The following is a 21,344-nucleotide window of genomic DNA, read 5'->3' on the forward strand; positions in this document are numbered from 1 at the left end:
GTCAGTTCTGTGAGATCGGTGACCTCCTCACCCATGCCGCCGGCGAACACGCCAGTTCGACGAGTTGGGACACCGCTGCCTTCAGTTGCCAAATCGAGCCTCGGACCGAAAGGGCCCATCATGATCCGACACAAGTACCTTCCCAAGGCGTTGGCAGTCGCCTTCTCGGTCGTACTGCTGTTGACGGTCGCCGCATGCGGCAGCGGGAACAACACCGCGAGCGACGGTGCACCGAGGGACGAAGGTGACCCGGTACCCGGCGGAATTGCCCGAGTGCTGCAGACTGCTGAGCCACGTTCGCTCGATCCGGCAGCTCTGTCGAACACCTGGGCACACCACCCCGTACTCGGCAATGCCCTCTACGGCACTCTGATGATCAACAACGTCGACACCCTCGAGACCGAATACAAGATGGCCACCGGTTTCTCGACCGAAGACGACGGCACAACATTTACCCTCACGCTCCAGCCCGGGCTCACGTTCACGGACGGCACCTCGCTGGACGCTGCAGCGGTCAAGTTCAACTGGGACCGTCTCAAAGACCCTGCCCTCGGCTCGTCCTCGATCCGCCAAGCCTCCCAGATCGCCCACACCGAAGTAATCGACCCCACCACACTGAGAATCACTTTGATTGCCCCCAACCCGCATTACGGTGTTTCGGTGTTCTCCAGTGCCCTGAATTGGATCGCGTCTCCCACGGCCTTGGAGAAGGGTCGCGAATCGTTCGATCAAGCGCCCGTGGGGGCAGGACCGTTCACTCTGGTGAGCTGGACCAGGCAGGCAAAGATGGAGCTGACGAAGAATCCCGGGTACTACGAGGCCCCCAAGCCCTATCTGGACGGCCTGACCATCCAGGTTGTCGCCGACAGCAATACCCGGCTCAACTCCATGATTACCGGCGGAGCCGATCTGGCCTCGGAGACCAACATGGCAAGCATCCGAAAAGCGGAGGCTGCCGGGCTCATAGGCGAAATCGTGCCCACCGGAGGTGGACAGATGATGGCCATGAACCAACGTAGAGCACCGTTCGACGACGAACGAGCCCGCAGGGCAGTTTCTTTGGCGCTTGACCTCGCTATCATCAACAGCATCGTGTATGAAGGCGAGAATATCTTCCCTAATACACTGTTCGACCAGCAAAGTCCCTTCTATACAGACGTCCCGTTGAACGAGACCGACGCAGAGCAAGCCCAACAGCTTTTCAACGAGCTTGCGCAAGAAGGGAAACCCGTCAACTTCAACTTCGTTTCCTATCCCACGACCGAGAGCCGCACTCTTGCGGAAGCAGTCCAGACTCAACTCAGTGCCTTCGACAACGTCGATGTGAATGTCGAGGTGGTCGATGCCACTGCTGCAGGCGCGCGGGCAACCGACCGCGATTTCGACATGATCATCTCGTCAGCGGTCATCCAGGACCCCGACTATCCGTTGTGGAATGCATTCCACTCCGAATCGAAAGGAAACTTCGTCGGCACCAATGACCCCGAACTCGACGCAGCACTCGACGCCGGTCGTCTCGAGATATCGCTGGAAGCGCGCAAAGAGGCCTACAACATTGTTCAAGAGCGCCTCGTCGCACTCACGCCAGGCATCTTCTACACACGGGCCGTCCCATCGGTTATCTACGGCGATACCGTCAAGGGTGTGGTCCTCTACACCCTGGGGTCACCGCTTCCCGAGAACATCTGGATCAACTGATGGCCCGTGTTCGGCAGGGCGAGTACCCCGAAGTCGCCGGTCGATCATCGTCACGCGAGTCCAGACACGGAGGTTGCTCGGTAGAGGCGTGCTCCTCGACACCTTGTGGACGAACACGGTGCGCTCAGTAGCGCAGCAATGCGGCCACCCCATCCGCCGGGGTCAACCGTTCGTCCATCCGCAGCATGGCTGCGCCGCTGGTCACCGCCGCGAACGGCAGGGCTTCATCCGCACGATGGATCCGCTCACTGCCCGAACCCATCTCCGACAGCGCACCCGAATCGGCGGCGACAAGGGAAGGATCGTCACCCACCAACACCGTGACGTCGCCGAGATCCCCCAGGATCAACATGTCGACGCGGCGTTGACGCAACGCTGCTGTCACCTCGCTCAATCCCTCGACGGCCAGTCCTGTGCCGGCTCCGGCGCGATAACGCTCCGCCGTCTCGTCCATTTCAGTCAGACGTTGCTGCGCCAGTGCCTGCTCGATGTGCTCACCGGTGCGTTCCCGGTCGCTACCCTCACCCCGAGAGCCTGTCTGCAGCTGCATCGACACCTCCTTGATGCGCTGCGGCAACGCCTCCACCAAATCACTGCGAGAGCGAATTTCACCGATCACGAACACCGGCTCACACCGGTGCTCGTCGGCGAGCTCGGTGAGGCGGTCGGCGAGGGCGGCGATGTTGCGGTGCCGCTGCTCCTCGACGCGAGGTTCGGGGTCTCCATAGCCGGGCGTCTGTGCACCGGAGGCCTTGTGGATCGGATAACCCTCCCCGGCGACTGTCTCTTCATCGAGCGCAGTGCCCTGCTGGTCGTAGACCGTCAGATCACCGCCGGTGTGGTCGACGGCGACCACGAGATACGGCCGGCCGCTCGCGCCGTGTTCCACCAACGGCAGGAGGTAGGGCAGCTCGGAAACCCTCACTTCAGTGCGCAGCGGCGGACGGACGAGCCGCTCGTGCACGAGCACCTTGCCCCGTTGGCCACGATCGCGCGTCCACCGCGGCCGATCGCTGTCGGCGCCTCCGCCAACGCGCGTTCGATGTTGTCGAGTACCGGCGGCGGGGCCTCGAGTTGTTCGAGTTGCTCGCGGATCGAACGCCATGTCAGTTCCGCGATCTGCGCCGCGTCCTCCGATGCGTGTGAATCCTCGTAGTACACCGAAGCGAACGGCCCCTTCTCGGTGGTGAACTCTGCGAAACGGTCGGCATGCACGGCTTCCCCTCTCGATGTGTCGCGGTTGTGATTCGGGTGCCCGCCGTCGACGAAGGTAAACGTATGTGCTCTTGTGCAGCGATCACGGCTGCGCGGGGCCCCGTGTTGGCCACATATCGGCGTCGATGCTCCCCCGGTGGTGTCCGAGCAGCAAGACGCGGCTACCGGCTATTCGACGGGATCATCGAGTTGAACGCGGGTCACGTCCGCCAACTCCGACAACCGGGTCACCAAGGTCGATAGCGGTCCAGCCCCCTCGACTTCGAGTTCCACCTCCACCTGAGCGGCGGGAAGGGTGGCGGGATCGAGACCGTCGGCCAGCCGACCCAGCAGACCGCCATGCTCGGCTACTGATCCGCGGGTGGAGAAACCGTCCACTGCAAAACCCTGCTCGGTGCAGGTGTGCAGAATTCCACGCAACGCTCCGGTCCCGTCCAGATAACGCACCCGCACGATGTTCTGCTGCGAACGCCTCATACCGGTGAGCCGGACGATGGCCGGATACAGGTACGCGATCAGGAAATGGCTGACGGTGACAAATATTGCCGGCACCACCAGGCCTGCTCCGGCAGCAGATCCAATGGCGGCAGTCAGCCAGATCGACGCGGCCGTGGTCAGTCCCCGGACCTTGTTGCGACGTACGAACACCAGGCCGGCGCCGATGAAACCGATCCCGGAGACGATCTGTGCAGCCACCCGGGACGGGTCGAGGGTGACCAGCCCTTCCTCGGCGACGTCGTCGAACCCGTACTTGCTGATCACCATGAACAGCGCAGCACCGAGTCCGACGAGAGTGTGGGTGCGCATGCCGGCCGACTTCTGCTTGATTTCACGTTCCACACCGACCGCGGTGGAGAGCACCAACGCCACACTCAGCAGGACAAGCAGCTGCCACCATTCGGCAGGCGAGTCGAGCAGCATTGCCCTATGTCCTTCCTTGTGGGCAGCTTCGACGACCGGGCCGAGGGTGTCCTCGCGCCCGCACGGCCACTCGATACCACTCAGGTCGAGTTCACCAATTGGTCCCCTTGTCGGAGCGGTGTGATGTGGTCTCGCATTCCACTGCAGGGCACGGCCCAAACGACATCGGTACCGCGTGGCGGTTATTCGGCGTCGGGCATCGAGACCGTCAGTACTGCGTCGACGACGTGCGTATTGCGTTCGAGGTCTCGTTCGAGCTTGCGCAGGGTGGGGGCGATACGCGACTCGGCGTAGTCTCCCATCAGATCGACACTGGCGACGAGGAACACCTGTTTCGGCCCGACGTATTCGAGGCGGACGAACCGCACCGCCGCAACCTCGGGCATGTTCTCGATGCGTGCCACAGCCGCGGTATGCAACGCGTCAGAGGCCGGCTCGCCCGTCAGAAACCGCCGGTTGCGATCGATGAGAATCACCGCGATCACGCCGAGCAGTACGCCGACGAGTATCGATCCGATGGCGTCCCACAGCGCGTTGCCGGTGAGTTGGTGCAACGCCATTCCGACGAAGGCAATGCCGATTCCGATCAGCGCAGCGCTGTCCTCGGCGAATACCGCCCGCAATGTGGGATCCGACGTCTCGAGCACGTAATCCAGAATGTCCCGGTCTGCGCGGTCGGCCTCACCGCCGAGCTGGCGGGTGGCCTGCAGCAGCGAGATGCCTTCCAGGACGAACGCGACGGCCAGCACGATGTAGCCGATCGCATAGTTTTCACCGCCCGCGCTCTCGTGGATCAGTTCGGTGATGCCGTGCCAAACCGACACCGCAGAGCCGGCGACGAAAAGGCCGACCGCAGCCAACAGTGACCACACGTACGCTTCTCGGCCATAGCCGAGTGGATGGTTCGTGTCGGCAGCACGTGCGCTTCTACGGTTGGCGATCAGAAGGAAGATCTGATTGCCCGTGTCGGCCCAGGAGTGTGCGGCTTCGGCGACCATGGAGGCAGATCCGGTGAACAATGCAGCGGCCGTCTTGGCCAGTGCGACGGCAAAGTTCGCGCCGAATGCGATGAGCACGGTGCGCATACTTTCCCCGCCGAGGTCCTGGTCTGTTGCCGCTTTACGGGGAGAGGGCGTGTCCATCTTCGTCAGTCTGGCAGGTTCGGTCAGCGGGGACCGGATGACGCCGATTTCTGTTGCACGTACCTGGCGACCGGCCCTACACGTGCCGAACGTGACCGGCGCGGTTCTTCCGGGGGCTGTGGCCGCGAGAGTCGGCGACGAACAGTCCGACAGGATTGGCCAGACAGCGCAGCCGGACGCGGCGCATGAAAATGGGCTTCGGCGTGGGTGGTAGTGCTGCTGCGGGCGTAGTCGACCTCAACGGTGTACAGGTCGGCCGGTGTCGACGTGATCGGCGTGACCCAGCTGACAACACCCGATGGCGATGGCCTGAGAAGGACTCTACGGCTTGCGTCGCCTTCGTCGAGAACTGTCGCATAATCGCTCGTATGACGGACCACGCTTCAGGTGCCGGCGACGCACCCGAACAGATCGATCTGGTCGCCCACCGGTCGTGGGACCACATCGGGAGCTTTCGGTACCTGCTCGCCGACGACACATGGGAATGGTCCGACGCGGTGGCGATCCTGCACGGCTACGAACCGGGCACGGTCCATCCCACCGTCGAGTTGATGTTGCAGCACAAGCACCCCGACGACAAGGAACAGCTCGCGAAACTGTTCACCGCGGTGCGGATGTCGGGCGCACCGTTCAGCAGCCGGCACCGCATCATCGACACGAAGGGCACCGTCAAGCACGTTGCGGTGGTCGGCAGCCAATTGCGGGGCGACCACGGCGAGATACTGGGCACAACCGGGTTCTATCTCGACGTGACCGACGAGATCGAGGACGAGGTCCGAGGCGGCGTAGACGACGCGGTGGCGGCACTCGCCGAAACCCGAGCCGTCATCGACCAGGCCAAGGGGATGCTGATGGCGGTCTATGCCATCTCGGCGCAACGCGCCTTCGAGGTGCTCGCGTGGCGATCACAGGAGACCAACATCAAATTGCGCGCACTCGCAGAACAACTCGTGCGGGAAGTCACCAGCGGTTCCGCGACAGAGGCCATAAGTCGCAGCACCTTCGATCATCTGCTCATGACCCTCCACCAACGCGTACCTGAGGTCTGAATTCAGTAGATCCGCAGTGGCCGAACGACCCGCGGCTTACGCTCGGAACACTGGTGGATTCCGGCAACGATCACCTGTGCACCACAGGCCATCCACTGGTGAAAGCACAGCTCCTCCGAGGAGATCCCATGGAACCGGTGATAGTAGAAGCGCAAGCGACGAGACCGTATCCGCAGCGGTACGCCCCCAAAGGGTCGGTGCTGTACCGGCTGATCACCACCACCGATCCCAAAACGCTCGGGATCATGTACATCGTCACCGCCTTCGGCTTCTTCCTTGCCGGTGGTCTGATGGCACTGTTGATGCGCACCGAACTCGCCGTGCCGGGACTGCAATTCCTGTCGAACGAGCAGTACAACCAGCTGTTCACCATGCACGGCGGCATCATGCTGCTGCTCTATGCGACACCCATCGTGTTCGGCTTCGCCAACTACATCCTCCCGCTGCAGATCGGCGCACCCGACGTCGCATTTCCACGATTGAACGCATTCAGCTACTGGCTGTTCCTGTTCGGTGCCGTGGTGGTGCTGTCCAGCCTGATCACCCCCGGTGGTGGGCCGGACTTCGGCTGGACCTCCTACATGCCGCTCGCCAACGCTATCCACACACCCGGCGTCGGCGCGAACCTGTGGTTTCTCGGCTTGGCGGTCACCGGCCTCGGCACGATCCTCGGCGGCGTCAACATGATCACCACCGTCGTGTGCATGCGCGCCCCGGGCATGACCATGTTCCGGATGCCGATCTTCACCTGGAACATCTTCATCACCATGATCCTGGTCCTGCTCGTGTTTCCCCTCCTGACCGCGGCGTTCATGGGCGCGTTCGTCGATCGGGTCCTCGGCGGACACATCTACGACCCCGCGACCGGTGGTGTGCTGCTCTACCAGCACCTGTTCTGGTTCTTCGGGCACCCCGAGGTCTACGTCGTCGCCTTACCGTTCTTCGGAATCGTGACCGAGGTCTTCCCGGTCTTCAGCCGCAAACCGATCTTCGGGTACACCGGCCTGGTGTACGCGACCATCGCGATCGCCGCTCTGTCGGTCGCGGTGTGGGCGCACCACATGTATGCGACCGGAGCGGTGCTACTGCCGTACTTCGCGTTCATGACCTTCCTCATCGCGGTACCGACCGGGGTGAAGTTCTTCAACTGGATCGGCACGTTGTGGCGAGGGCAGATCACGTTCGAGACGCCGATGCTGTTCGCCCTCGGCTTTCTCATCACCTTCCTGTTCGGCGGACTGACCGGGATCATCCTCGCGAGCCCGTCACTGGATTTCCACGTTCACGACACCTACTTCGTGGTGGCGCACTTCCACTACGTGCTGTTCGGCACCATCGTCTTCGCGACGTATTCCGGCATCTATTTCTGGTTCCCGAAGATGACAGGCCGGATGATGGACGAGCGGCTCGGTAAGTGGCATTTCTGGCTGACATTCGTCGGGTTCCACACCACGTTCCTGGTGCAGCACTGGCTGGGAAACGAGGGCATGCCGCGTCGCTATGCGGACTATCTGCCGTCCGACGGGTTCACCACGCTCAATGCAATCTCCACGATCGGGGCGTTCATCGTGGGGGCCTCGACGCTGCCGTTCGTGTGGAACGTGTTCAAGAGCTACCGCTACGGGCAGGTCGTCACCGTCGACGACCCGTGGGGTTACGGCAATTCACTCGAATGGGCCACCACCTGCCCGCCGCCGCGCCACAACTTCACCGAACTGCCGCGCATCCGCTCCGAACGGCCCGCGTTCGAGCTGCACTACCCGCACATGTCGGAGCGGATGCGCGCGGAGGCGCATGTCGGGCCGGGTAGCCACAAACGTGAAGTCAATGTGCTCGAAGGCGCCGACCGCAGGCCACCCGACAAGACGAACACACCCCGCTGACCAGCGGTTCGACTGTTCACGTATCCGCGTCACACCGTGCCGCTCACCTACGCGTGGGGACAGCCCGTGGCCTCCCGCACCTGCCTGCAGGGCGAGACCTTCACCGTCGAGCAAGCGCACGCGATGGGGCATCCTGCACGACCAACTCGCCGTCCTCATCGCCGAGAACGAAATCCTCAGCAGTAACCCGGCGCGTTCCCACCTGCGCACATGGCGTGGAATCCGAGATCAGGACGGCCTGCACGAATGAGGGCCGTACCGTCGCCGACGCTGTCGATGTGCGCGTTCGACCAGGCGGCGGGCATCAGCGTCGGTAGTGCTCGGCCACCGCAGTGAACGACTCTTTCGGCTCCCACGCCATATCGGGGTACGTCTGCCCGCGGTGATTCTCGAGAACCTTGACGATCCCGAAGCTGGCGAGATCCAGATCATCACGCGGGTCGCCGTCCGGGCGATGGGGGTGGTTGTACAGCGCGAAGAGGAACACGAAGGTGCCGTCGACGCCCTCGGTGTCGAAGATCTCCAACAGCTCGCGCAGATAGTCGGCCTGGCCTGCCTCGTCACGTCTGTAGTGCCCCTGCAACCGGATCGGGTCACCGTGCTCGTCGTACTCGACGATATCCATGCTGCGCGGCGCCATGTCGCCGGCTCCGTGCCACGTTGCTGTTCCGAATCCGGTGACGGCCACCGGCTTTCTTTGTGCGACCAGCGTGCGCACACCCTCACGAAAACGGTCGGCCACCTCTGCCGAGCGAATCAGCTCGATCGACAGATAGTCGAACGGCGCCCAATCGACGTGCTCGAACTGTATGCATGCGTATGTGACTTTGCCCCGGAAGTGTGCGCGAACGATCGGCAGTGCCTCACAGAAGAAGTCGTTGAGACGGGTGCTCACCTCGGCGAACCGGGCAGACCGGAATTCAGGGTCTCCGAGTAGGTGGTCCAGACGCTCGGAAGTGCTTTCACCAGAGGTGAATCCGCGGTTCATGATACTCAGCTCGACACCGGCGACGAATACGACCTCGGCGCCCGAGCGTCGTATCCGTTCGGCTCGCTCGGCGCAGTCGGCGAACAAGGTCACGATCTCGCCGGGAGTCAGTTCCAGTGGATAGGGGGAAAACCAGACCTCCAACCCCAACTCCGCGGCATAACGGCCGGCGAGTTCGAGTCGAGCGGGGTCACCGCCGGTGATCTGGACTGCGGTGCAGTGCAAATCGTTCCGGATGATGGCAAGTTCGCGCCTGACCACCTCGGGGGCGAACTCCTCACGTGAGGTCTTGCCGTTCCGGACGAAGCCGGTGTCGTATGTCATGCCCTTGCCGCGCATCTACCCGTCCCTTTCGTCCGCTGGCTGCTTCGATCGCCCACAGTAGGCATCAACATGCGTGCACGCAATATTGCGTGCACGCACCTACAGTGTCATGCTGGTGTCGTGACGACGACACAGGGATGGCGAGAGAAAAAGAAACAGGCCACACGCCGAGCACTACGCGAATCAGCACTACAGCTCGCGCGCGAACGCGGACCCGAGAACGTGCGCGTCGAAGAGATCGCCGAGGCGGCCGGTGTCTCACCCAGGACCTACAACAACTATTTCCCCAGTCGCGAGCACGCGATCGTGGCCGCCGTCACCGCCGAGCGGGAGGCCCAGGTCGCGGCAGCAATTGCAGCGCACCCGTCGGCCACCCGGCTTGTCGATGCCATCACCGATGCGATCGTCGAGCAGTACACGGCCCCGAGCGAACATCACCGCGACGCACTGCTGCTGATCACCACCCACCCGGCCCTTCGAGAGGTGTTCCTCGGCTCCACGAGCGCGATGGAGCACCCCCTGGCCGACGCAATCGCCGACCGCCTCGAAGACACCGACGAGCGCGCAGCCCGCGTACTCGCTGCCAGCGTGACGGCCGCGGTCCGTATCGCGCTCGACCGGTGGCTGCGACCGGCCACCGAGCCCCTCGCCGGCACCGGCCTGATCATGGTGTCCGGTGCACTTGCCGACGAGCTCCGTGCGGCACTTTCCCTCCTGGCGCCGGCGCTCGATGCAGCCGAGGAGAAATCCCGTACCCCAGTGCGCCGGTGAACCTACTGTCCGCGATCAGGTCGGCCACCTGCCACACGGTAGGCGGCGTGTGTCCACAGGTGAGATACGGCGTAGGCGCGCCACGGCCGCCATGATTCTGCGCGCGTGGTCGTTTCACCGGCAGTGATGCCTCCCAATGCTCGGCGCAGCACGAGGTCGCCGGAGGGAAAGGCGTCGCGGTCGCCGAGGGCCCTCAACGACAGGTAGTCGACGGTCCACGGTCCGATTCCCGGCAGCACGAGTAGGTCGTCACGAAACTCGGAGCTCGATGCCGGGTCGAGTCCGTCGGCTGCAGCGTTCGCCAGCGCATACACCGTACGTGAGCGCGCCCCAGTGATTCGAACCGTCGTCTTCAGTTCGTCCGGATCGATACCCTTGAGACGCTGCGGCGTCGGGAAACATCGCAACCCGTCGAAATCGGGTTCTCCGTATGCTGCAACGAGTCTCGCCGTGAACGTCGCGCCCGCCGCAAGACTCACTTGCTGCCCGAGCACTGTCTGCACAGCGGTGGAGAACCAGTCGGTGGCGCCGAGCACGCGCAGGCCAGGCCTTCCCGATACGAGGGGTGCGAGGATCGGGTCTGCTCCCAGCGCCGCGTCGATCACGGTCGATTCGGCGTCGAGGTCCAGCCAGGTGCGGATGCGCTGTTCGAGTTCGGGCACGTCGCGATCGTCGGCGGCGTCGATCCGTGCAGTGACATGAAAGGCTTCGGAATCGCTCGCGAACGTCACCGACACCACCGCGGGGCCACCGCGAGCCCGGACCGCGCGGCTGTGCGTGCGGGTCTGTGCGTCGTGCCGCTCATAACCCGCGACCGTGTGGCTCCGCAGTGCATCGAGCATCGCGGACGCAGCGAACGGCGGTGTCACTGGCAGTTGCAGGATCGTCATGCCGCGGTCTCGAGGCTCAGCAGAGTTTGTTTCGCCTCGATACCCCCGACGTACTGCCCGATCCCGCCGTCGCTGCGCACCACCCGATGGCAGGGAACGATCACGGGCAGAGGGTTCTTCGCACAGGCAGTACCAACTGCACGCACAGCCCTCGGGCTGCCTGCCGCCGCCGCGACTTCGGCGTAGCTGGCGGTGTGCCCGTAAGCGATGTCGGGGAGGTGCGTGATCACATCGCGCCGGAACCCGGTGGCGAGCCGGAGGTCGAGCGGCAGATCGAACGATGCGCGATTGCCCTCGAAGTACTCGTCGAGCTGCGTCGCCACGATGTCGAGTCGGCGCGGCGCTTCGAGGATGCGAGGGCTGATCCGCGCCGCGAGGTCGTCCAGCACGTCGTCCTGTCCGTCGGCGACGTACGCGACGCGAACGAGTCCGGCGTCGGTCGCAGCGAGCAGCAGAGGACCGACCGTGGTGTCGACGGTCCGGTAGGCGACGTCGAGGAGGCCGGCGGCTTCGGCATCGATCGTGAGTTGTCGATGCAGCCACGCAAGATCGGACTTCGCGACCGGTGGCGTCGGAAAGGTCATGACACGCTCCCTGTCTCGGTGCTGTAGTGACGACGCAATGCTGCACGGCCGTCGGATGCGGCACGACGTGCAGCTTCTGCGGTGTTGCCCAGCAGTTCACCGATTTCCGCGTACCGCAGTCCGCCGATGTAGTGGTAGACCAGCGCGGCGCGCTGGGTGAACGGGAGGGCCGCAACCTCGCCCCACAGTTCGTCGTCGCCGGCGCCGGGAAGGTCGGTGGTCGATGCCCGCTCGGGTAGCACCTCGGTAGGTATCGGTGTGCGCCCGTGCACGCGGTGGACGTCGATGGCCTTTCGATGCGCGATGGTCACGAGCCACGCCTCGAGGTTGGCGTCCGGCTTCAGATCCGGGTACGCACGCAGTGCCGCGAGGAACGTCTCCGACCACGCGTCGTCGGCATCGGCGGCGCTGAGCATGGCGCGGCACACCCGGAGCACCGTCGGACCGTGCTCGGCCACGACCCGTTCGAACGGTGGCAGATGTGTCTCAGGCCGGTGTGGGGGCATGGGCTATCCGCTTCTCCTGCTCGAGGAGGAACAGTTTGCGCTCTACTCCCCCGGCGTATCCGGTGAGTTTGCCGCTGCTGCCGATGACGCGGTGGCACGGAACGACGATGCTCAGTGGGTTCCGTGCATTGGCCGCCGCGACCGCCCGAACCGCGGTGGGGCGACCGATCGCGGCTGCCACTTCCCCGTAGGTCGAGGTGGTGCCGAATTCGATGGCTCGAAGCGCTGCCCACACTGTGTGCTGGAACTCGGTACCCGCCGGCGCGAGCGGGATCGTGAAGGTCGTGCGTGTGCCGTCGAAGTACTCGCGGAGTTGGGCGGTGGCGACCTCGAACCCGGCAGTGCTCTGTGGTCCGAAGCCGTCGCGATCCGGGGCAGGGTGGTGATCGGGCATGTAGAGGCCCGACAGCACTCCGTCGGTGTTCACGAGGGTCAGCTCGCCGATCGGCGAGCCGATCACAGTATGGGTACGTGATGCGGTCACGGCTTCGATCCTTCCATCCGGTGCAAGGTCTACATTGGGTAGACGCACGGGGCGGCGAAAACGTGAGGTGCCCGGTTCGGGCACTATGGGCAGATGATCTCGCTGCCACCGCTGCCCCTCGTCGGATCGATCACCGGTGCAGCACGCACCCTCGTCGAGGGCACGGTCGCCACGGCTGTTTTCGCCGCAACGATTCCCGCTCGCGTCGAAGTACTGCTCGACACCAGCGAATCGCTCGTCGCACGTGTCGACGGTGTCGTCACCGACGCTGCCGCAGCCGTTGCACGCGCAGCCGCGGTGATCGAGGCGACCACGCTGGTCGTCGAGGAAGCTGCGGGTACCGCTGCCCACGCGAAGCAGGTCATCGAGTCGGCGGGTGCCAGCACCGACGTCGCCGGTGAACTGCTCGATACCTACGCGCCGCTCGCGAAGCAGGCAGCACCGCTGGCGTCGCAATTCCTCGACGAACTGTCGCCCGACGAAGTGCACGCGGCGATTCTGATGCTCGATCAGTTCCCGGAACTCTCCCAGCGAATGGTCGGCCTGATGCCGGTCCTGGCGACCCTCGAGACCGTCGGGCCGGAACTTCACGAACTGCTCGAGGTCGCCAAGGACGTGCGTCAGGCCATCACCGGAATGCCCGGCTTCAATTTCCTGTTCCGCCGCGGCGAGGACAAGCCCCAGAACGACTGACGCCTCATTGACCGAACGTCACCTTCATGCCGTTGAACTGCATGAAGGTGACGTTCGGCCACAACCGCAGGGGCCGTCACGCCTCGTACATGCTCGAGCCGGCACGACTGAGCACCAGCCGCGGCAGCACCGCGCGCGACGACAACTTGAGCAGCGCGTCGACCAGTTCCACGACGTCGTTGACCTCGAGCATCGTCTCCGCGGGGATCTTCTCCTTGATCCAGTCCGACATGTCGGTGTCGACATAGGCCGGCGCAATCGCCGACGCGGAGACTCCGTTGCCGGATTCTTCGAGATTGAGGGTCTCGATCAGAGAGATCAACGCGGCCTTCGTCGCGCCGTAGGCCGCAAGCCCGGCTTCGGCATACACGCCGGTGATGGATGACAAGGCCACCACTTTCGCGCCTCGGGCAGGGTCTGCTGCAGCAGCTGCCCGCAACAGCGGCAGCGATGCCTGGAGCAACGCGAACGGTGCGGCGAGGTTCACCGCGAGTGTCTTGTTGAAGCGCCGTGCCGGGAATTCTGCGATCGCGCCCGCGGTGCCGACACCGGCGTTGAGGATCAGGGCCCGCATCGTGCCGAACGATTCCTCGTGCGCACCGACCACCCGTGCCGCCACTTCGGGATCGGCGAGATCGGCGGCGACCGCGCGTACTTCTGCGGCACCCGCCTCACGCAGTCGACCGGCGGCCTTCTCGAGCCGCTCCTCGTCGCGTGCCGAGATCGTGAGGGCATATCCCTGCTCGGCGAGCCTCACCGCGACACCGAACCCGATGCCGCGTGACGCCCCGGTCACCAGTGCACTCGCCGTCACGAGTCTGCTCCCTTCATTGCGTCGAGACCGGCTGCGACAAGGGCGGGAACTGCTTCGCCTGCCTTGTCGAACCCGTCTCCGATGGTCGCGCCGACTCGCCACCGGTGGTTGATGCCTTCGGCGATCACGGCGAGCTTGAAGTACGCGAGCCCCATGTAGAAGTCCCAGTGCGCGATGTCGCGACCCGAGGCCACCGCGTATCGCTGGACCAGATCGTCATTGGCAGCCAGGCGCGGACTCGTCCACGCGGCAGGGAATCCGAGCACATCGTCGAGTGCCGGATGCCGATACACGCACATCAGCGCGAGATCGGTGAGCGGGTCGCCGAGTGTCGACAGTTCCCAGTCCACCACTGCCGCAATTGTTCCGACATCGTTCCGGTCGAGGATGGTGTTGTCGATGCGGTAGTCGCCGTGCACGATCGACGGTGCAGGCGATTCGGGAATCGAATCGGTGAGTGACGCATGCAGACGTTCGAGGTCCGGAAGTTCACGTGTCTTGACCCGGCCCCACTGGCTCGCCCACAGTTTCACCTGCCGGGTGACGTACCCATCGGGGCGGCCGAGTTCGCCCAGGCCGACGGCACGGAAGTCGACATTGTGCAAGGCTGCGATGACGCGGACGAGTTCGTCGGTGCAGCGTGCGATCTCGTCGTCGGTCAGAGTGTCGAGGTCGTCCTTGCTGCGGATGACGCGTCCGTCGACATGCTCGACAACAGTGAACGGTGCGCCCATCACTGCGTCGTCCTCGCACAACGCGATCGTCCGCGCTACCGGCACTCCGCTGTCCTGCAGCGCGGACGTGATGCGGAATTCACGGGCCACGTCGTGCGCAGAGGGTGTCAGACCGGCGGTGGGAGGACGGCGGAGTACCCACTTCGATGTGTCGTCGAAGATGCCGTAGGTGAGGTTGGATTTGCCGCCTGCGATGAGTTCCGCACGCAGTTCACCTTCGACGCCTACCCCGGATTCCGACAGGAATCGTTGGAGGGCAGGAAGATCGAGGCCTTCGTGGTGCACCGTGGTCATGACGTGGCTGCCTTCGCAGCGGCAGCCTTACGGGCGGCCCCGACGGTGCGCTTCGCGATGGCCCAACGGTGCACCTCGGACGGCCCGTCGTACACCCGGAAGGGACGGACTTCACGCGAGAGACGGGCGAGCGGCAGATCTTCCGATACGCCGAGACCGCCGCACATCTGCACCGAGCGGTCGACGATCCGGAAGATCGCCTCGGCCGCGAAGGTCTTGGCGATGGAGGTGGCGTTGGCGGCGTGGGAGCGCTGGTCGAGCTCCCAACATGCCTGCGTGAGCAGAGCACGGGTGGCGGCGATGTCGATCTCGTTGTCGGCGACCATCTTCTGGATCATGCCGAGATCGCCGAGCTTCGAGCCGAAGCCTTCACGCTCGGAGACGTATCCGACGGCGACGTCGTGACCACGGCGGGCAGCACCGAGCCAGCGCATCACGTGGGTCATGCGCGCCGGGCCCAGCCGGACCTGCGCGTAGGCGAAGCCCTGGTCGGCTTCACCGAGCACGGCGGAGTCCGGGACGAACAGATCCTCGAACGTCACCTCGCAGTGACCGCCGAGCATGGACTTGTCGAGGGTGCCGATGTGCCTGCCGACCGTCAGGCCCGGGGTGTCCGCCGGGGCCAGAAACATGGTGGCGCCGCCGCGCTGGCCGGGTTCACCGGACGTGCGCGCCATGATGATGAAGAATCCGGCACCATCGGCTCCGGTGATGAAGTGCTTGCGGCCGTTGATTTTCCATCCACCCGAGACCTTCTCGGCGCGGGTGTTGAGCGCGTTGGGATCGGCACCTGCGCCCGGGGCGGGTTCGGTCATCGCGAACGCGGAGCGGACATCGCCCGCCGCGAGCGGGGCGAGGAACTGCTGTTTTTGTTCGTCGCTCGCGATGTGCGCCAGCATGTGCACGTTGCCCTCGTCGGGCGCGGCGATGTTCAGTGCGGTAGGTCCGAACAGCGAGTAGCCCGCCGCTTCGAAGACGGGTGCGCGGTCGGACATGCCGAGACCGTGTCCGCCGTACTCGACGGGGGCGTGGGGTGCAAAGACTCCCGCATCCTTCGCGGCCTTCTGCAGGTCCGCACGGATGGCGTCGCCGCCCGCAGCGGTGATGTCACCACCGTTGGCGTCCTCGATGGGCAACACGTGGTCGCGGATGAATGTTTCGGTCTTCGTGACCAGGCCGGTTACCTGATCCGAATACGACAGATCGACTGCCATGATCACTCCCTCTCCACACCGACCGATCGATCGCTCGGTTACGGATACCGTGACATATCCGCGCCGGTCCGGTCAAGACGAGCGGAAGCTCAGCGCGCCCCTACAGCACTGCGCGCAATGGCGAGATTCCGCCGGACGAGCTCATCGGGGGTGAGCGCGCCATCCGGGCGATACCAATCGGCCACCCCGATGCACATCGTCGCCACCGCGCGTCCCGCATCCTTGGGAAACGGCGTCGTGAACTCCCCCGACTCGACTCCCGCTTCGATGATGTCGTCGATCATGCGCTGCTGCTCGTCGCGCAGCGCGACGTATGCCTCGCGACTTTCGGCCTCCATGCTGCGCATCTCCGTGGAAGCGACGAATGCCTGGTCGCGGCGGAACATGTGGAACCGCAACAGCGACTCGACCACCGCGTCGAACCGCTCGGACGGCGTCGGTCCGGCCTCTGCGAGGGCACGACGGCTGCGGTCCAGCAACTCGTTCATCACGGCCGTCGTCAGCGACACCAGGAGCGCCTGCTTCGACGGGTAATGGTGATAGAGACCGGGGACGGAGAGTTCCGCGCGCGCGGCGATCTCCCGGATGGAGGTGCCGTCGTAGCCTCGCTCGGCGAACGCGTCGAGTGCGGCAGCCAGAGGTTTCGGTAACGACACCGGGCCGTAATCTCGCCACGACCCGGTGTCGCCGGAGACCTGATCCTCACGCGTGTCCATGGACATCACGGTAAAGGACGGCCATCCCATACAGACTCAGTAGTCGTCGTCGCCGTAGACGATGACCCCGCGCAGGTTCTTGCCTGCGAGCATGTCGGCATAGCCCTCGTTGATGTCTTCGAGCTTGTAGGTCTTGGTGACGAGACCATCGAGTTCGAGTTGATTGTTGCGGTACAACTCGAGCAGCTTCGGGATCTGCGAACGCGGCCCGACACCGCCGAAGATCGCGCCCTGCACCCGCTTCTGCAGCAGCGTGAGCTCGAACAGACTCATGGTGACCTCGGTATCCCGCGCGTCACCCATACCGACGACCACGACTTGGCCGCCCTTCGCGGTCACCGCGAGCGCAGGCGCGATCATGTCGCCGTGAATCTCACCGACGGTGATGATCGTGACGTCTGCCATTGCGCCCCAGGTGATCTCACCTATCACCGGCGCGGCCTCCTCGAGCGACGCGAAGGTGTGCGTCGCACCGAATTCCTTGGCCTTGTCCCGCTTGAATTCGACAGGATCGATCGCGATCACGAAGCGCGCACCGGCGTGGGCCGCGCCCTGCACGGAGTTGATACCGACGCCACCGACGCCGATCACGACCACCGCATCACCGACCTTGGTGCCGCCGATTGCCGTCGCCGATCCCCAGCCGGTCGCGACACCGCAACCGAGAAGCGCAGCCTTCTCGAGCGGGATATCCTTCTCGATCTTGATGACCGAGGCCTCGTTGACCGTGACATACGGGGCGAAAGTACCGAGCAGGCACATCTGGATGACCGGCTCGCCGTCCAGCGTCACCCGGTTGGTCTTGTCGGAAATCGCCTTTCCGGTGAGGAGTCCGGCGCCCTCGTCGCAGATGTTCTGCAGTCCCTTCGCGCACGAGCGACACCGTCCGCATGCCGGGATGAACGCGAGTACGACGTGGTCGCCCTCCGCCACCGAGGTCACGCCCGGACCGACCTTGGTGACGACGCCCGCACCCTCGTGACCACCGAGCGCAGGGAACGACGGGAGTGGTGACGCTCCGGTACGCAGATGTTCATCGGAGTGGCACAACCCGGACGCCGCGAGCTTGACCTGCACCTCACCCGCCACCGGGTCGCCGAGATCGATCTCCTCGATCTCCCACTGCTGGTTCACGCCCTTGACCACTGCCGCCTTGACCTTCACCGAAGCCTCCTATGCGATGGGAACCACGCGATCTACCGCAGAGTGAAACAGGTTTTCCGGCATTTCGGGAGAGAACTTCGGACGCGCCTCTTCCCGCACCGAAAAGTAATAGCTACCCTACGTAACAGAAACAAGTGTCGAAGGGATCTACTCACCATGATCGAGGTCCGCCACAGCGCCGTCGCGAATGTTCCTGTCGACGTCGCGTTCGACTACGTCGACGACCATCGCACCGTCCCCGAGTGGATGTTCGGCGTCGTCCGATTCGAACCGGTCGGAGCACAGATCCAGGGCCTCGGCGCGATGTTCGACGCCACCATGCGGGTCGGCCCGAAGAACCTCGATTCCCGCGTCGAGATCGTCGAATGGGAACACAGCAAGGTCATCGTGTTGTCGTCGGTCTCGGGTTTCCGGACGTCATCGTCGTGGAAGTTCACCGAACTCGACGGCGGGCAAGCCCGCCTGGACGTCATCTTCGGCTACGAACTTCCCGGGGGCCTCGCCGGCCGCGCCCTCGGCAAACTCATCGAGCCGATCGTGGGCACGGCCGTACGACAGACCGAGCAGGCGCTGCGCACCCGTCTCACGCAACTCGCCTGACACCCCGCGAACAGGTTCACACCCCTGCGGTGAACCGTCCGCTCTGCTCCCCTGACAACAGACCCGGCGGAAGCGTCCGGCCGGTCAGGACCAGCAGGAGATGCTGAGCCGATCCGGTGACCGTAGAGCCAGCGCCGAACGACCAGTCGTGATCGTCGGCCTCCAATCGGACACCGGTCAGATCGGCGCCGAAGAAGTCGATGGCCTTGGGCTTCAGTGATCCGGTCATCATCTCGATGCGCTCGCTCGGCACCGTTCGGTCGATGCCGAGCGCGACGGTCATGTCGAGACCATGAATCACTTCGTGGAACAGTGTTGCCTCCGGCCCATCTCCCGGAGGATGCCACGGATGCTCGATGTTCATCCGCAGACTGTCGAGTAGTTCTGCGTCCGACAATGCACGAGTGTCGGCACGGGCACACGCGTCGGACGCGCGGTTGACGTCACCTCGCGCCTTCACCATCGCGAAAACGAGCTTCGGAATGCTGTAGCGAAACGCTGCGGTGGTGTGCGCGAGCACTTCTCGAATCCGCCACCCTTCACACAGCGACGCAGTGGCCCACTGCTGCTCGTCGAGTCGGTCGAGTACCTCGAGGAGGTCTCGCCGTTCCCCGGCAACATACGGATGTGCAGACTTCGGCATCGGCCGGTCCCTTCACTCGGAGTTTCTGCCAGTGCAGACCGGCCCGAGGTGAGGAACTCATCGCGCGATCAGAACACGATCAGAAGTTGCCTCGCGCAGCCTGCTCTCGCTCGATCGCCTCGAACAGTGCTTTGAAGTTCCCCTTACCGAATCCCAGCGACCCGTGGCGTTCGATGAGTTCGAAGAACACTGTCGGGCGGTCACCGATCGGCTTCGTGAAGATCTGGAGCAGATACCCGTCCTCGTCCCGATCGACGAGAATCCCGCGCTTCTGGAGTTCCTCGATCGGGACCCGCACCTCACCGATCCGCGCGCGCAGTTCGGGGTCCTCGTAGTACGCGTCGGGGGTCGCGAGGAATTCGACGCCTTCGGCCCGCAACCAATCCACTGTGGTGAGAATGTCGTTCGTGGCGAGTGCGAGATGCTGCGCGCCCGGGCCCTGATAGAAGTCGAGATACTCGTCGATCTGCGAACGCTTCTTGGCGATCGCCGGCTCGTTGAGCGGGAACTTGACGCGGTGGTTGCCGTTGCACACGACCTTGCTCATGAGCGCCGAATAATCGGTGGCGATGTCGTCTCCGACGAACTCCGCCATGTTCGTGAATCCCATGACCCGGTTGTAGAAATCGACCCACTCGTCCATCCGGCCCAGCTCGACATTGCCGACCACGTGATCGAGGGCCTGGAACAGCCGCTTCGGGGCACCGTCACGCTTGCGGAAGGTGGAGGTGCGCTCGACGTACCCGGGCAGGTACGGCCCGTTGTAGCGTGACCGGTCGACGAGGGTGTGGCGGGTGTCGCCGTACGTCGCGATCGCCGCGGTACGCACGGTGCCGTGCTCGTCGGCGATGTCTCGGGGCTCCTCGATGATCGTCGCGCCCTGCAGGCGGGCATGTTCGACGCACTTGTCGACGTCGGGCACCTGCAGCGCGATGTCGACGACACCGTCGCCGTGGCGTCGATGATGCTCGATCAGCGCGCTGCCCGGGTCGACCGCGCCCTTGACCACGAATCGCACAGCCCCGCTGCGCAATACGTATGCGTGATGGTCACGGTTTCCGGTGTTCGGACCGGAATAGGCGACGAGTTCCATTCCGTAGACGGACTGGAAGTAGTGCGCGGTCTGGGTGGCATTACCGACCACCCACACCACCGCATCCCAGCCGCTCACGGGGAACGGGTCACTGTCGCTGTCGTATTCGACGAGCCCGACGAGTCGATGCAGCTCGTCGGCGTCGAGGTGAGCGAGCTTCTCGCTGTCGGTGAGGGTGTATTCGAGCGTCATGTCGTGAACCTCCTGCCGCCGTCTGCGGCACCGGTCGATGTGTCGTGTATCACCAGGAGAAACCCATCGAACGGGGTCGCGCAACGTCCCCTTTCCCAACTGGTCGTGTTGGCTCGAATCCACAGGAGAGTGGACGTACAGCTATACAATCGGCATAGAATTTGCGGCTCGATGGGAAGGACCCGCCATGCGCGAGCCCGTACAACTGGACGAGTTGGATTTTGCGCTGCTCGACGCGCTGCACGCCGATCCGAAGATCGGTGCACTCGAATTGTCACGTCGCCTGACGGTCGCGCGCGCGACGGTCTCTGCACGCCTCAAGCGACTGGAGGACACCGGCGTCATCGCCGGATACGAGCCCCGAATCAACCTGGCTGCAGCAGGATTCGAAGTTCAGGCCTTCGTGACGATGGAGATCGTTCAAGGCGCACTCGAGGCGGTCACCGAAGTACTGGAGGCGATTCCCGGAGTGCTCGAAGCATTCGCTACGACGGGAGCAGGCGACATTCTGTGCCGCATCGGTGCCGATTCACACATCGGGCTACAGCAGACTCTCATCGAATTGAACAGGTCGTCGATCGTCGCTCGGTCGACCAGCGTGATGGTGCTGTCCGAAGTGGTGCATTACCGCGCGATGCCACTGCTGCGAACACTCGAGCCCGAACGATCGGCGAAGGCGCCGGCATACCGTCGTTGACCTGATTCACCAGCAGGAATCGATACAACTGTGCG

General features: G+C 64.2%; 23 protein-coding genes. 7 read left to right on the forward strand and 16 right to left on the reverse strand.

What is annotated here, in order from left to right; all coding sequences use genetic code 11:
- Positions 1-273 precede the first annotated feature (273 nt).
- Positions 274-1,698, forward strand: a complete 1,425-nt coding sequence (locus tag ACTDXD_RS08335) for an ABC transporter substrate-binding protein (protein ID WP_440126595.1) — start codon at positions 274-276, stop codon at positions 1,696-1,698.
- 124 nt (positions 1,699-1,822) lie between these two features.
- Here ACTDXD_RS08335 and ACTDXD_RS08340 read toward each other — a convergent pair whose 3' ends face one another.
- From ACTDXD_RS08340 to ACTDXD_RS08355, 4 genes are all read right to left on the reverse strand, one after another.
- Entirely contained in the window at positions 1,823-2,662 is an 840-nt protein-coding gene (locus tag ACTDXD_RS08340; protein ID WP_440126596.1) for an Rv2629 family ribosome hibernation factor, read from the reverse strand.
- On the reverse strand, positions 2,620-2,913 hold the full coding sequence (locus tag ACTDXD_RS08345) for a hypothetical protein (protein ID WP_440126597.1): 294 nt from the start codon (positions 2,911-2,913) through the stop codon (positions 2,620-2,622). The genes ACTDXD_RS08340 and ACTDXD_RS08345 overlap by 43 nt, the downstream gene beginning before the upstream one ends.
- A gap of 168 nt (positions 2,914-3,081) precedes the next feature.
- A complete protein-coding gene (locus ACTDXD_RS08350) occupies positions 3,082-3,834 on the reverse strand; it encodes an MgtC/SapB family protein (RefSeq protein ID WP_440126598.1) in 753 nt (250 codons plus the stop codon).
- A gap of 182 nt (positions 3,835-4,016) precedes the next feature.
- Positions 4,017-4,976 carry a cation diffusion facilitator family transporter gene (locus ACTDXD_RS08355; protein WP_440126599.1) on the reverse strand — a complete coding sequence of 320 codons (960 nt, stop codon included), beginning with the start codon at positions 4,974-4,976 and terminating at the stop codon, positions 4,017-4,019.
- A gap of 368 nt (positions 4,977-5,344) precedes the next feature.
- Between ACTDXD_RS08355 and ACTDXD_RS08360 the strand changes: the two genes are divergently transcribed.
- Together ACTDXD_RS08360 and ctaD are read left to right on the forward strand one after the other, a co-directional pair.
- Positions 5,345-6,025: a PAS and ANTAR domain-containing protein gene (locus ACTDXD_RS08360; RefSeq protein WP_440126600.1), complete on the forward strand. Its 681-nt coding sequence runs from the start codon at positions 5,345-5,347 to the stop codon at positions 6,023-6,025.
- A gap of 128 nt (positions 6,026-6,153) precedes the next feature.
- Positions 6,154-7,908: an aa3-type cytochrome oxidase subunit I gene (gene ctaD, locus ACTDXD_RS08365; RefSeq protein ID WP_440126601.1), complete on the forward strand. Its 1,755-nt coding sequence runs from the start codon at positions 6,154-6,156 to the stop codon at positions 7,906-7,908.
- Between the two features lie 304 nt (positions 7,909-8,212).
- Here the strand turns inward: ctaD and ACTDXD_RS08370 are convergent, their stop codons facing one another.
- Positions 8,213-9,235 (reverse strand): hypothetical protein, encoded by a 1,023-nt coding sequence (locus ACTDXD_RS08370; protein WP_440126602.1) that lies wholly within the window; start codon positions 9,233-9,235, stop codon positions 8,213-8,215.
- 105 nt (positions 9,236-9,340) lie between these two features.
- Between ACTDXD_RS08370 and ACTDXD_RS08375 the strand changes: the two genes are divergently transcribed.
- The gene (locus ACTDXD_RS08375) at positions 9,341-9,991 is read left to right on the forward strand and encodes a TetR/AcrR family transcriptional regulator (protein WP_440126603.1); all 651 of its coding nucleotides are present in this window, start codon (positions 9,341-9,343) and stop codon (positions 9,989-9,991) included.
- Between the two features lie 2 nt (positions 9,992-9,993).
- On the opposite strand, the gene ACTDXD_RS08380 is transcribed toward ACTDXD_RS08375, so the two are convergent.
- The 4 genes from ACTDXD_RS08380 to ACTDXD_RS08395 are packed head-to-tail and all read right to left on the reverse strand — an operon-like array spanning position 9,994 to position 12,455.
- The gene (locus ACTDXD_RS08380; RefSeq protein ID WP_440126604.1) at positions 9,994-10,881 is read right to left on the reverse strand and encodes a DNA-3-methyladenine glycosylase family protein; all 888 of its coding nucleotides are present in this window, start codon (positions 10,879-10,881) and stop codon (positions 9,994-9,996) included.
- Positions 10,878-11,465: a methylated-DNA--[protein]-cysteine S-methyltransferase gene (locus tag ACTDXD_RS08385; RefSeq protein ID WP_440126605.1), complete on the reverse strand. Its 588-nt coding sequence runs from the start codon at positions 11,463-11,465 to the stop codon at positions 10,878-10,880. The genes ACTDXD_RS08380 and ACTDXD_RS08385 overlap by 4 nt, the downstream gene beginning before the upstream one ends.
- Positions 11,462-11,971 carry an RNA polymerase sigma factor gene (locus ACTDXD_RS08390; protein WP_440126606.1) on the reverse strand — a complete coding sequence of 170 codons (510 nt, stop codon included), beginning with the start codon at positions 11,969-11,971 and terminating at the stop codon, positions 11,462-11,464. Before ACTDXD_RS08390 ends, ACTDXD_RS08385 begins: the two co-directional genes overlap by 4 nt.
- Positions 11,952-12,455, reverse strand: a complete 504-nt coding sequence (locus tag ACTDXD_RS08395) for a methylated-DNA--[protein]-cysteine S-methyltransferase (RefSeq protein WP_440126607.1) — start codon at positions 12,453-12,455, stop codon at positions 11,952-11,954. Before ACTDXD_RS08395 ends, ACTDXD_RS08390 begins: the two co-directional genes overlap by 20 nt.
- A gap of 93 nt (positions 12,456-12,548) precedes the next feature.
- Between ACTDXD_RS08395 and ACTDXD_RS08400 the strand changes: the two genes are divergently transcribed.
- Positions 12,549-13,148, forward strand: coding sequence for a ribulose 1,5-bisphosphate carboxylase large subunit (locus tag ACTDXD_RS08400; protein WP_440126608.1), 600 nt, complete (start codon positions 12,549-12,551; stop codon positions 13,146-13,148).
- Between the two features lie 76 nt (positions 13,149-13,224).
- On the opposite strand, the gene ACTDXD_RS08405 is transcribed toward ACTDXD_RS08400, so the two are convergent.
- The 5 genes from ACTDXD_RS08405 to ACTDXD_RS08425 form a co-directional block, all read right to left on the reverse strand.
- A complete protein-coding gene (locus ACTDXD_RS08405; protein ID WP_440126609.1) occupies positions 13,225-13,962 on the reverse strand; it encodes an SDR family NAD(P)-dependent oxidoreductase in 738 nt (245 codons plus the stop codon).
- Positions 13,959-14,990 (reverse strand): phosphotransferase family protein, encoded by a 1,032-nt coding sequence (locus ACTDXD_RS08410; protein ID WP_440126610.1) that lies wholly within the window; start codon positions 14,988-14,990, stop codon positions 13,959-13,961. Before ACTDXD_RS08410 ends, ACTDXD_RS08405 begins: the two co-directional genes overlap by 4 nt.
- Entirely contained in the window at positions 14,987-16,204 is a 1,218-nt protein-coding gene (locus ACTDXD_RS08415; RefSeq protein ID WP_440126611.1) for an acyl-CoA dehydrogenase family protein, read from the reverse strand. The genes ACTDXD_RS08410 and ACTDXD_RS08415 overlap by 4 nt, the downstream gene beginning before the upstream one ends.
- Before the next feature lie 89 nt (positions 16,205-16,293).
- Positions 16,294-16,920, reverse strand: a complete 627-nt coding sequence (locus ACTDXD_RS08420; protein WP_440126612.1) for a TetR family transcriptional regulator — start codon at positions 16,918-16,920, stop codon at positions 16,294-16,296.
- Between the two features lie 36 nt (positions 16,921-16,956).
- Positions 16,957-18,084 carry an NDMA-dependent alcohol dehydrogenase gene (locus ACTDXD_RS08425; RefSeq protein ID WP_440126613.1) on the reverse strand — a complete coding sequence of 376 codons (1,128 nt, stop codon included), beginning with the start codon at positions 18,082-18,084 and terminating at the stop codon, positions 16,957-16,959.
- Positions 18,085-18,240: 156 nt separating this feature from the next.
- On the opposite strand from ACTDXD_RS08425, the gene ACTDXD_RS08430 reads away from it, so the two are divergent.
- A complete protein-coding gene (locus tag ACTDXD_RS08430) occupies positions 18,241-18,684 on the forward strand; it encodes an SRPBCC family protein (RefSeq protein ID WP_440126614.1) in 444 nt (147 codons plus the stop codon).
- Between the two features lie 16 nt (positions 18,685-18,700).
- On the opposite strand, the gene ACTDXD_RS08435 is transcribed toward ACTDXD_RS08430, so the two are convergent.
- The gene (locus ACTDXD_RS08435) at positions 18,701-19,327 is read right to left on the reverse strand and encodes a maleylpyruvate isomerase family mycothiol-dependent enzyme (RefSeq protein WP_440126615.1); all 627 of its coding nucleotides are present in this window, start codon (positions 19,325-19,327) and stop codon (positions 18,701-18,703) included.
- Between the two features lie 79 nt (positions 19,328-19,406).
- Positions 19,407-20,612, reverse strand: coding sequence for a 4-hydroxyphenylpyruvate dioxygenase (gene hppD / locus ACTDXD_RS08440; RefSeq protein ID WP_440126616.1), 1,206 nt, complete (start codon positions 20,610-20,612; stop codon positions 19,407-19,409).
- A gap of 187 nt (positions 20,613-20,799) precedes the next feature.
- On the opposite strand from hppD, the gene ACTDXD_RS08445 reads away from it, so the two are divergent.
- Positions 20,800-21,309 carry an Lrp/AsnC family transcriptional regulator gene (locus ACTDXD_RS08445; protein WP_440126617.1) on the forward strand — a complete coding sequence of 170 codons (510 nt, stop codon included), beginning with the start codon at positions 20,800-20,802 and terminating at the stop codon, positions 21,307-21,309.
- The last annotated feature ends 35 nt before the right edge of the window (positions 21,310-21,344 follow it).

The sequence above is a fragment of the Rhodococcus sp. SJ-3 genome, from assembly GCF_051918125.1.
GTDB lineage: Bacteria > Actinomycetota > Actinomycetes > Mycobacteriales > Mycobacteriaceae > Rhodococcus.

Coding starts and splice junctions, on each gene's coding strand:
- ACTDXD_RS08350 (WP_440126598.1), bottom strand. CDS start 3,834: ATGCTGCTCGACTCGCCTGCCGAATGGTGGCAGCTGCTTGTCCTGCTG.
- ACTDXD_RS08355 (WP_440126599.1), bottom strand. CDS start 4,976: ATGGACACGCCCTCTCCCCGTAAAGCGGCAACAGACCAGGACCTCGGC.
- ACTDXD_RS08360 (WP_440126600.1), top strand. CDS start 5,345: ATGACGGACCACGCTTCAGGTGCCGGCGACGCACCCGAACAGATCGAT.
- ctaD (WP_440126601.1), top strand. CDS start 6,154: ATGGAACCGGTGATAGTAGAAGCGCAAGCGACGAGACCGTATCCGCAG.
- ACTDXD_RS08370 (WP_440126602.1), bottom strand. CDS start 9,235: ATGCGCGGCAAGGGCATGACATACGACACCGGCTTCGTCCGGAACGGC.
- ACTDXD_RS08380 (WP_440126604.1), bottom strand. CDS start 10,881: ATGACGATCCTGCAACTGCCAGTGACACCGCCGTTCGCTGCGTCCGCG.
- ACTDXD_RS08385 (WP_440126605.1), bottom strand. CDS start 11,465: ATGACCTTTCCGACGCCACCGGTCGCGAAGTCCGATCTTGCGTGGCTG.
- ACTDXD_RS08390 (WP_440126606.1), bottom strand. CDS start 11,971: ATGCCCCCACACCGGCCTGAGACACATCTGCCACCGTTCGAACGGGTC.
- ACTDXD_RS08400 (WP_440126608.1), top strand. CDS start 12,549: ATGATCTCGCTGCCACCGCTGCCCCTCGTCGGATCGATCACCGGTGCA.
- ACTDXD_RS08410 (WP_440126610.1), bottom strand. CDS start 14,990: ATGACCACGGTGCACCACGAAGGCCTCGATCTTCCTGCCCTCCAACGA.
- ACTDXD_RS08415 (WP_440126611.1), bottom strand. CDS start 16,204: ATGGCAGTCGATCTGTCGTATTCGGATCAGGTAACCGGCCTGGTCACG.
- ACTDXD_RS08420 (WP_440126612.1), bottom strand. CDS start 16,920: ATGGACACGCGTGAGGATCAGGTCTCCGGCGACACCGGGTCGTGGCGA.
- ACTDXD_RS08430 (WP_440126614.1), top strand. CDS start 18,241: ATGATCGAGGTCCGCCACAGCGCCGTCGCGAATGTTCCTGTCGACGTC.
- ACTDXD_RS08435 (WP_440126615.1), bottom strand. CDS start 19,327: ATGCCGAAGTCTGCACATCCGTATGTTGCCGGGGAACGGCGAGACCTC.
- hppD (WP_440126616.1), bottom strand. CDS start 20,612: ATGACGCTCGAATACACCCTCACCGACAGCGAGAAGCTCGCTCACCTC.
- ACTDXD_RS08445 (WP_440126617.1), top strand. CDS start 20,800: ATGCGCGAGCCCGTACAACTGGACGAGTTGGATTTTGCGCTGCTCGAC.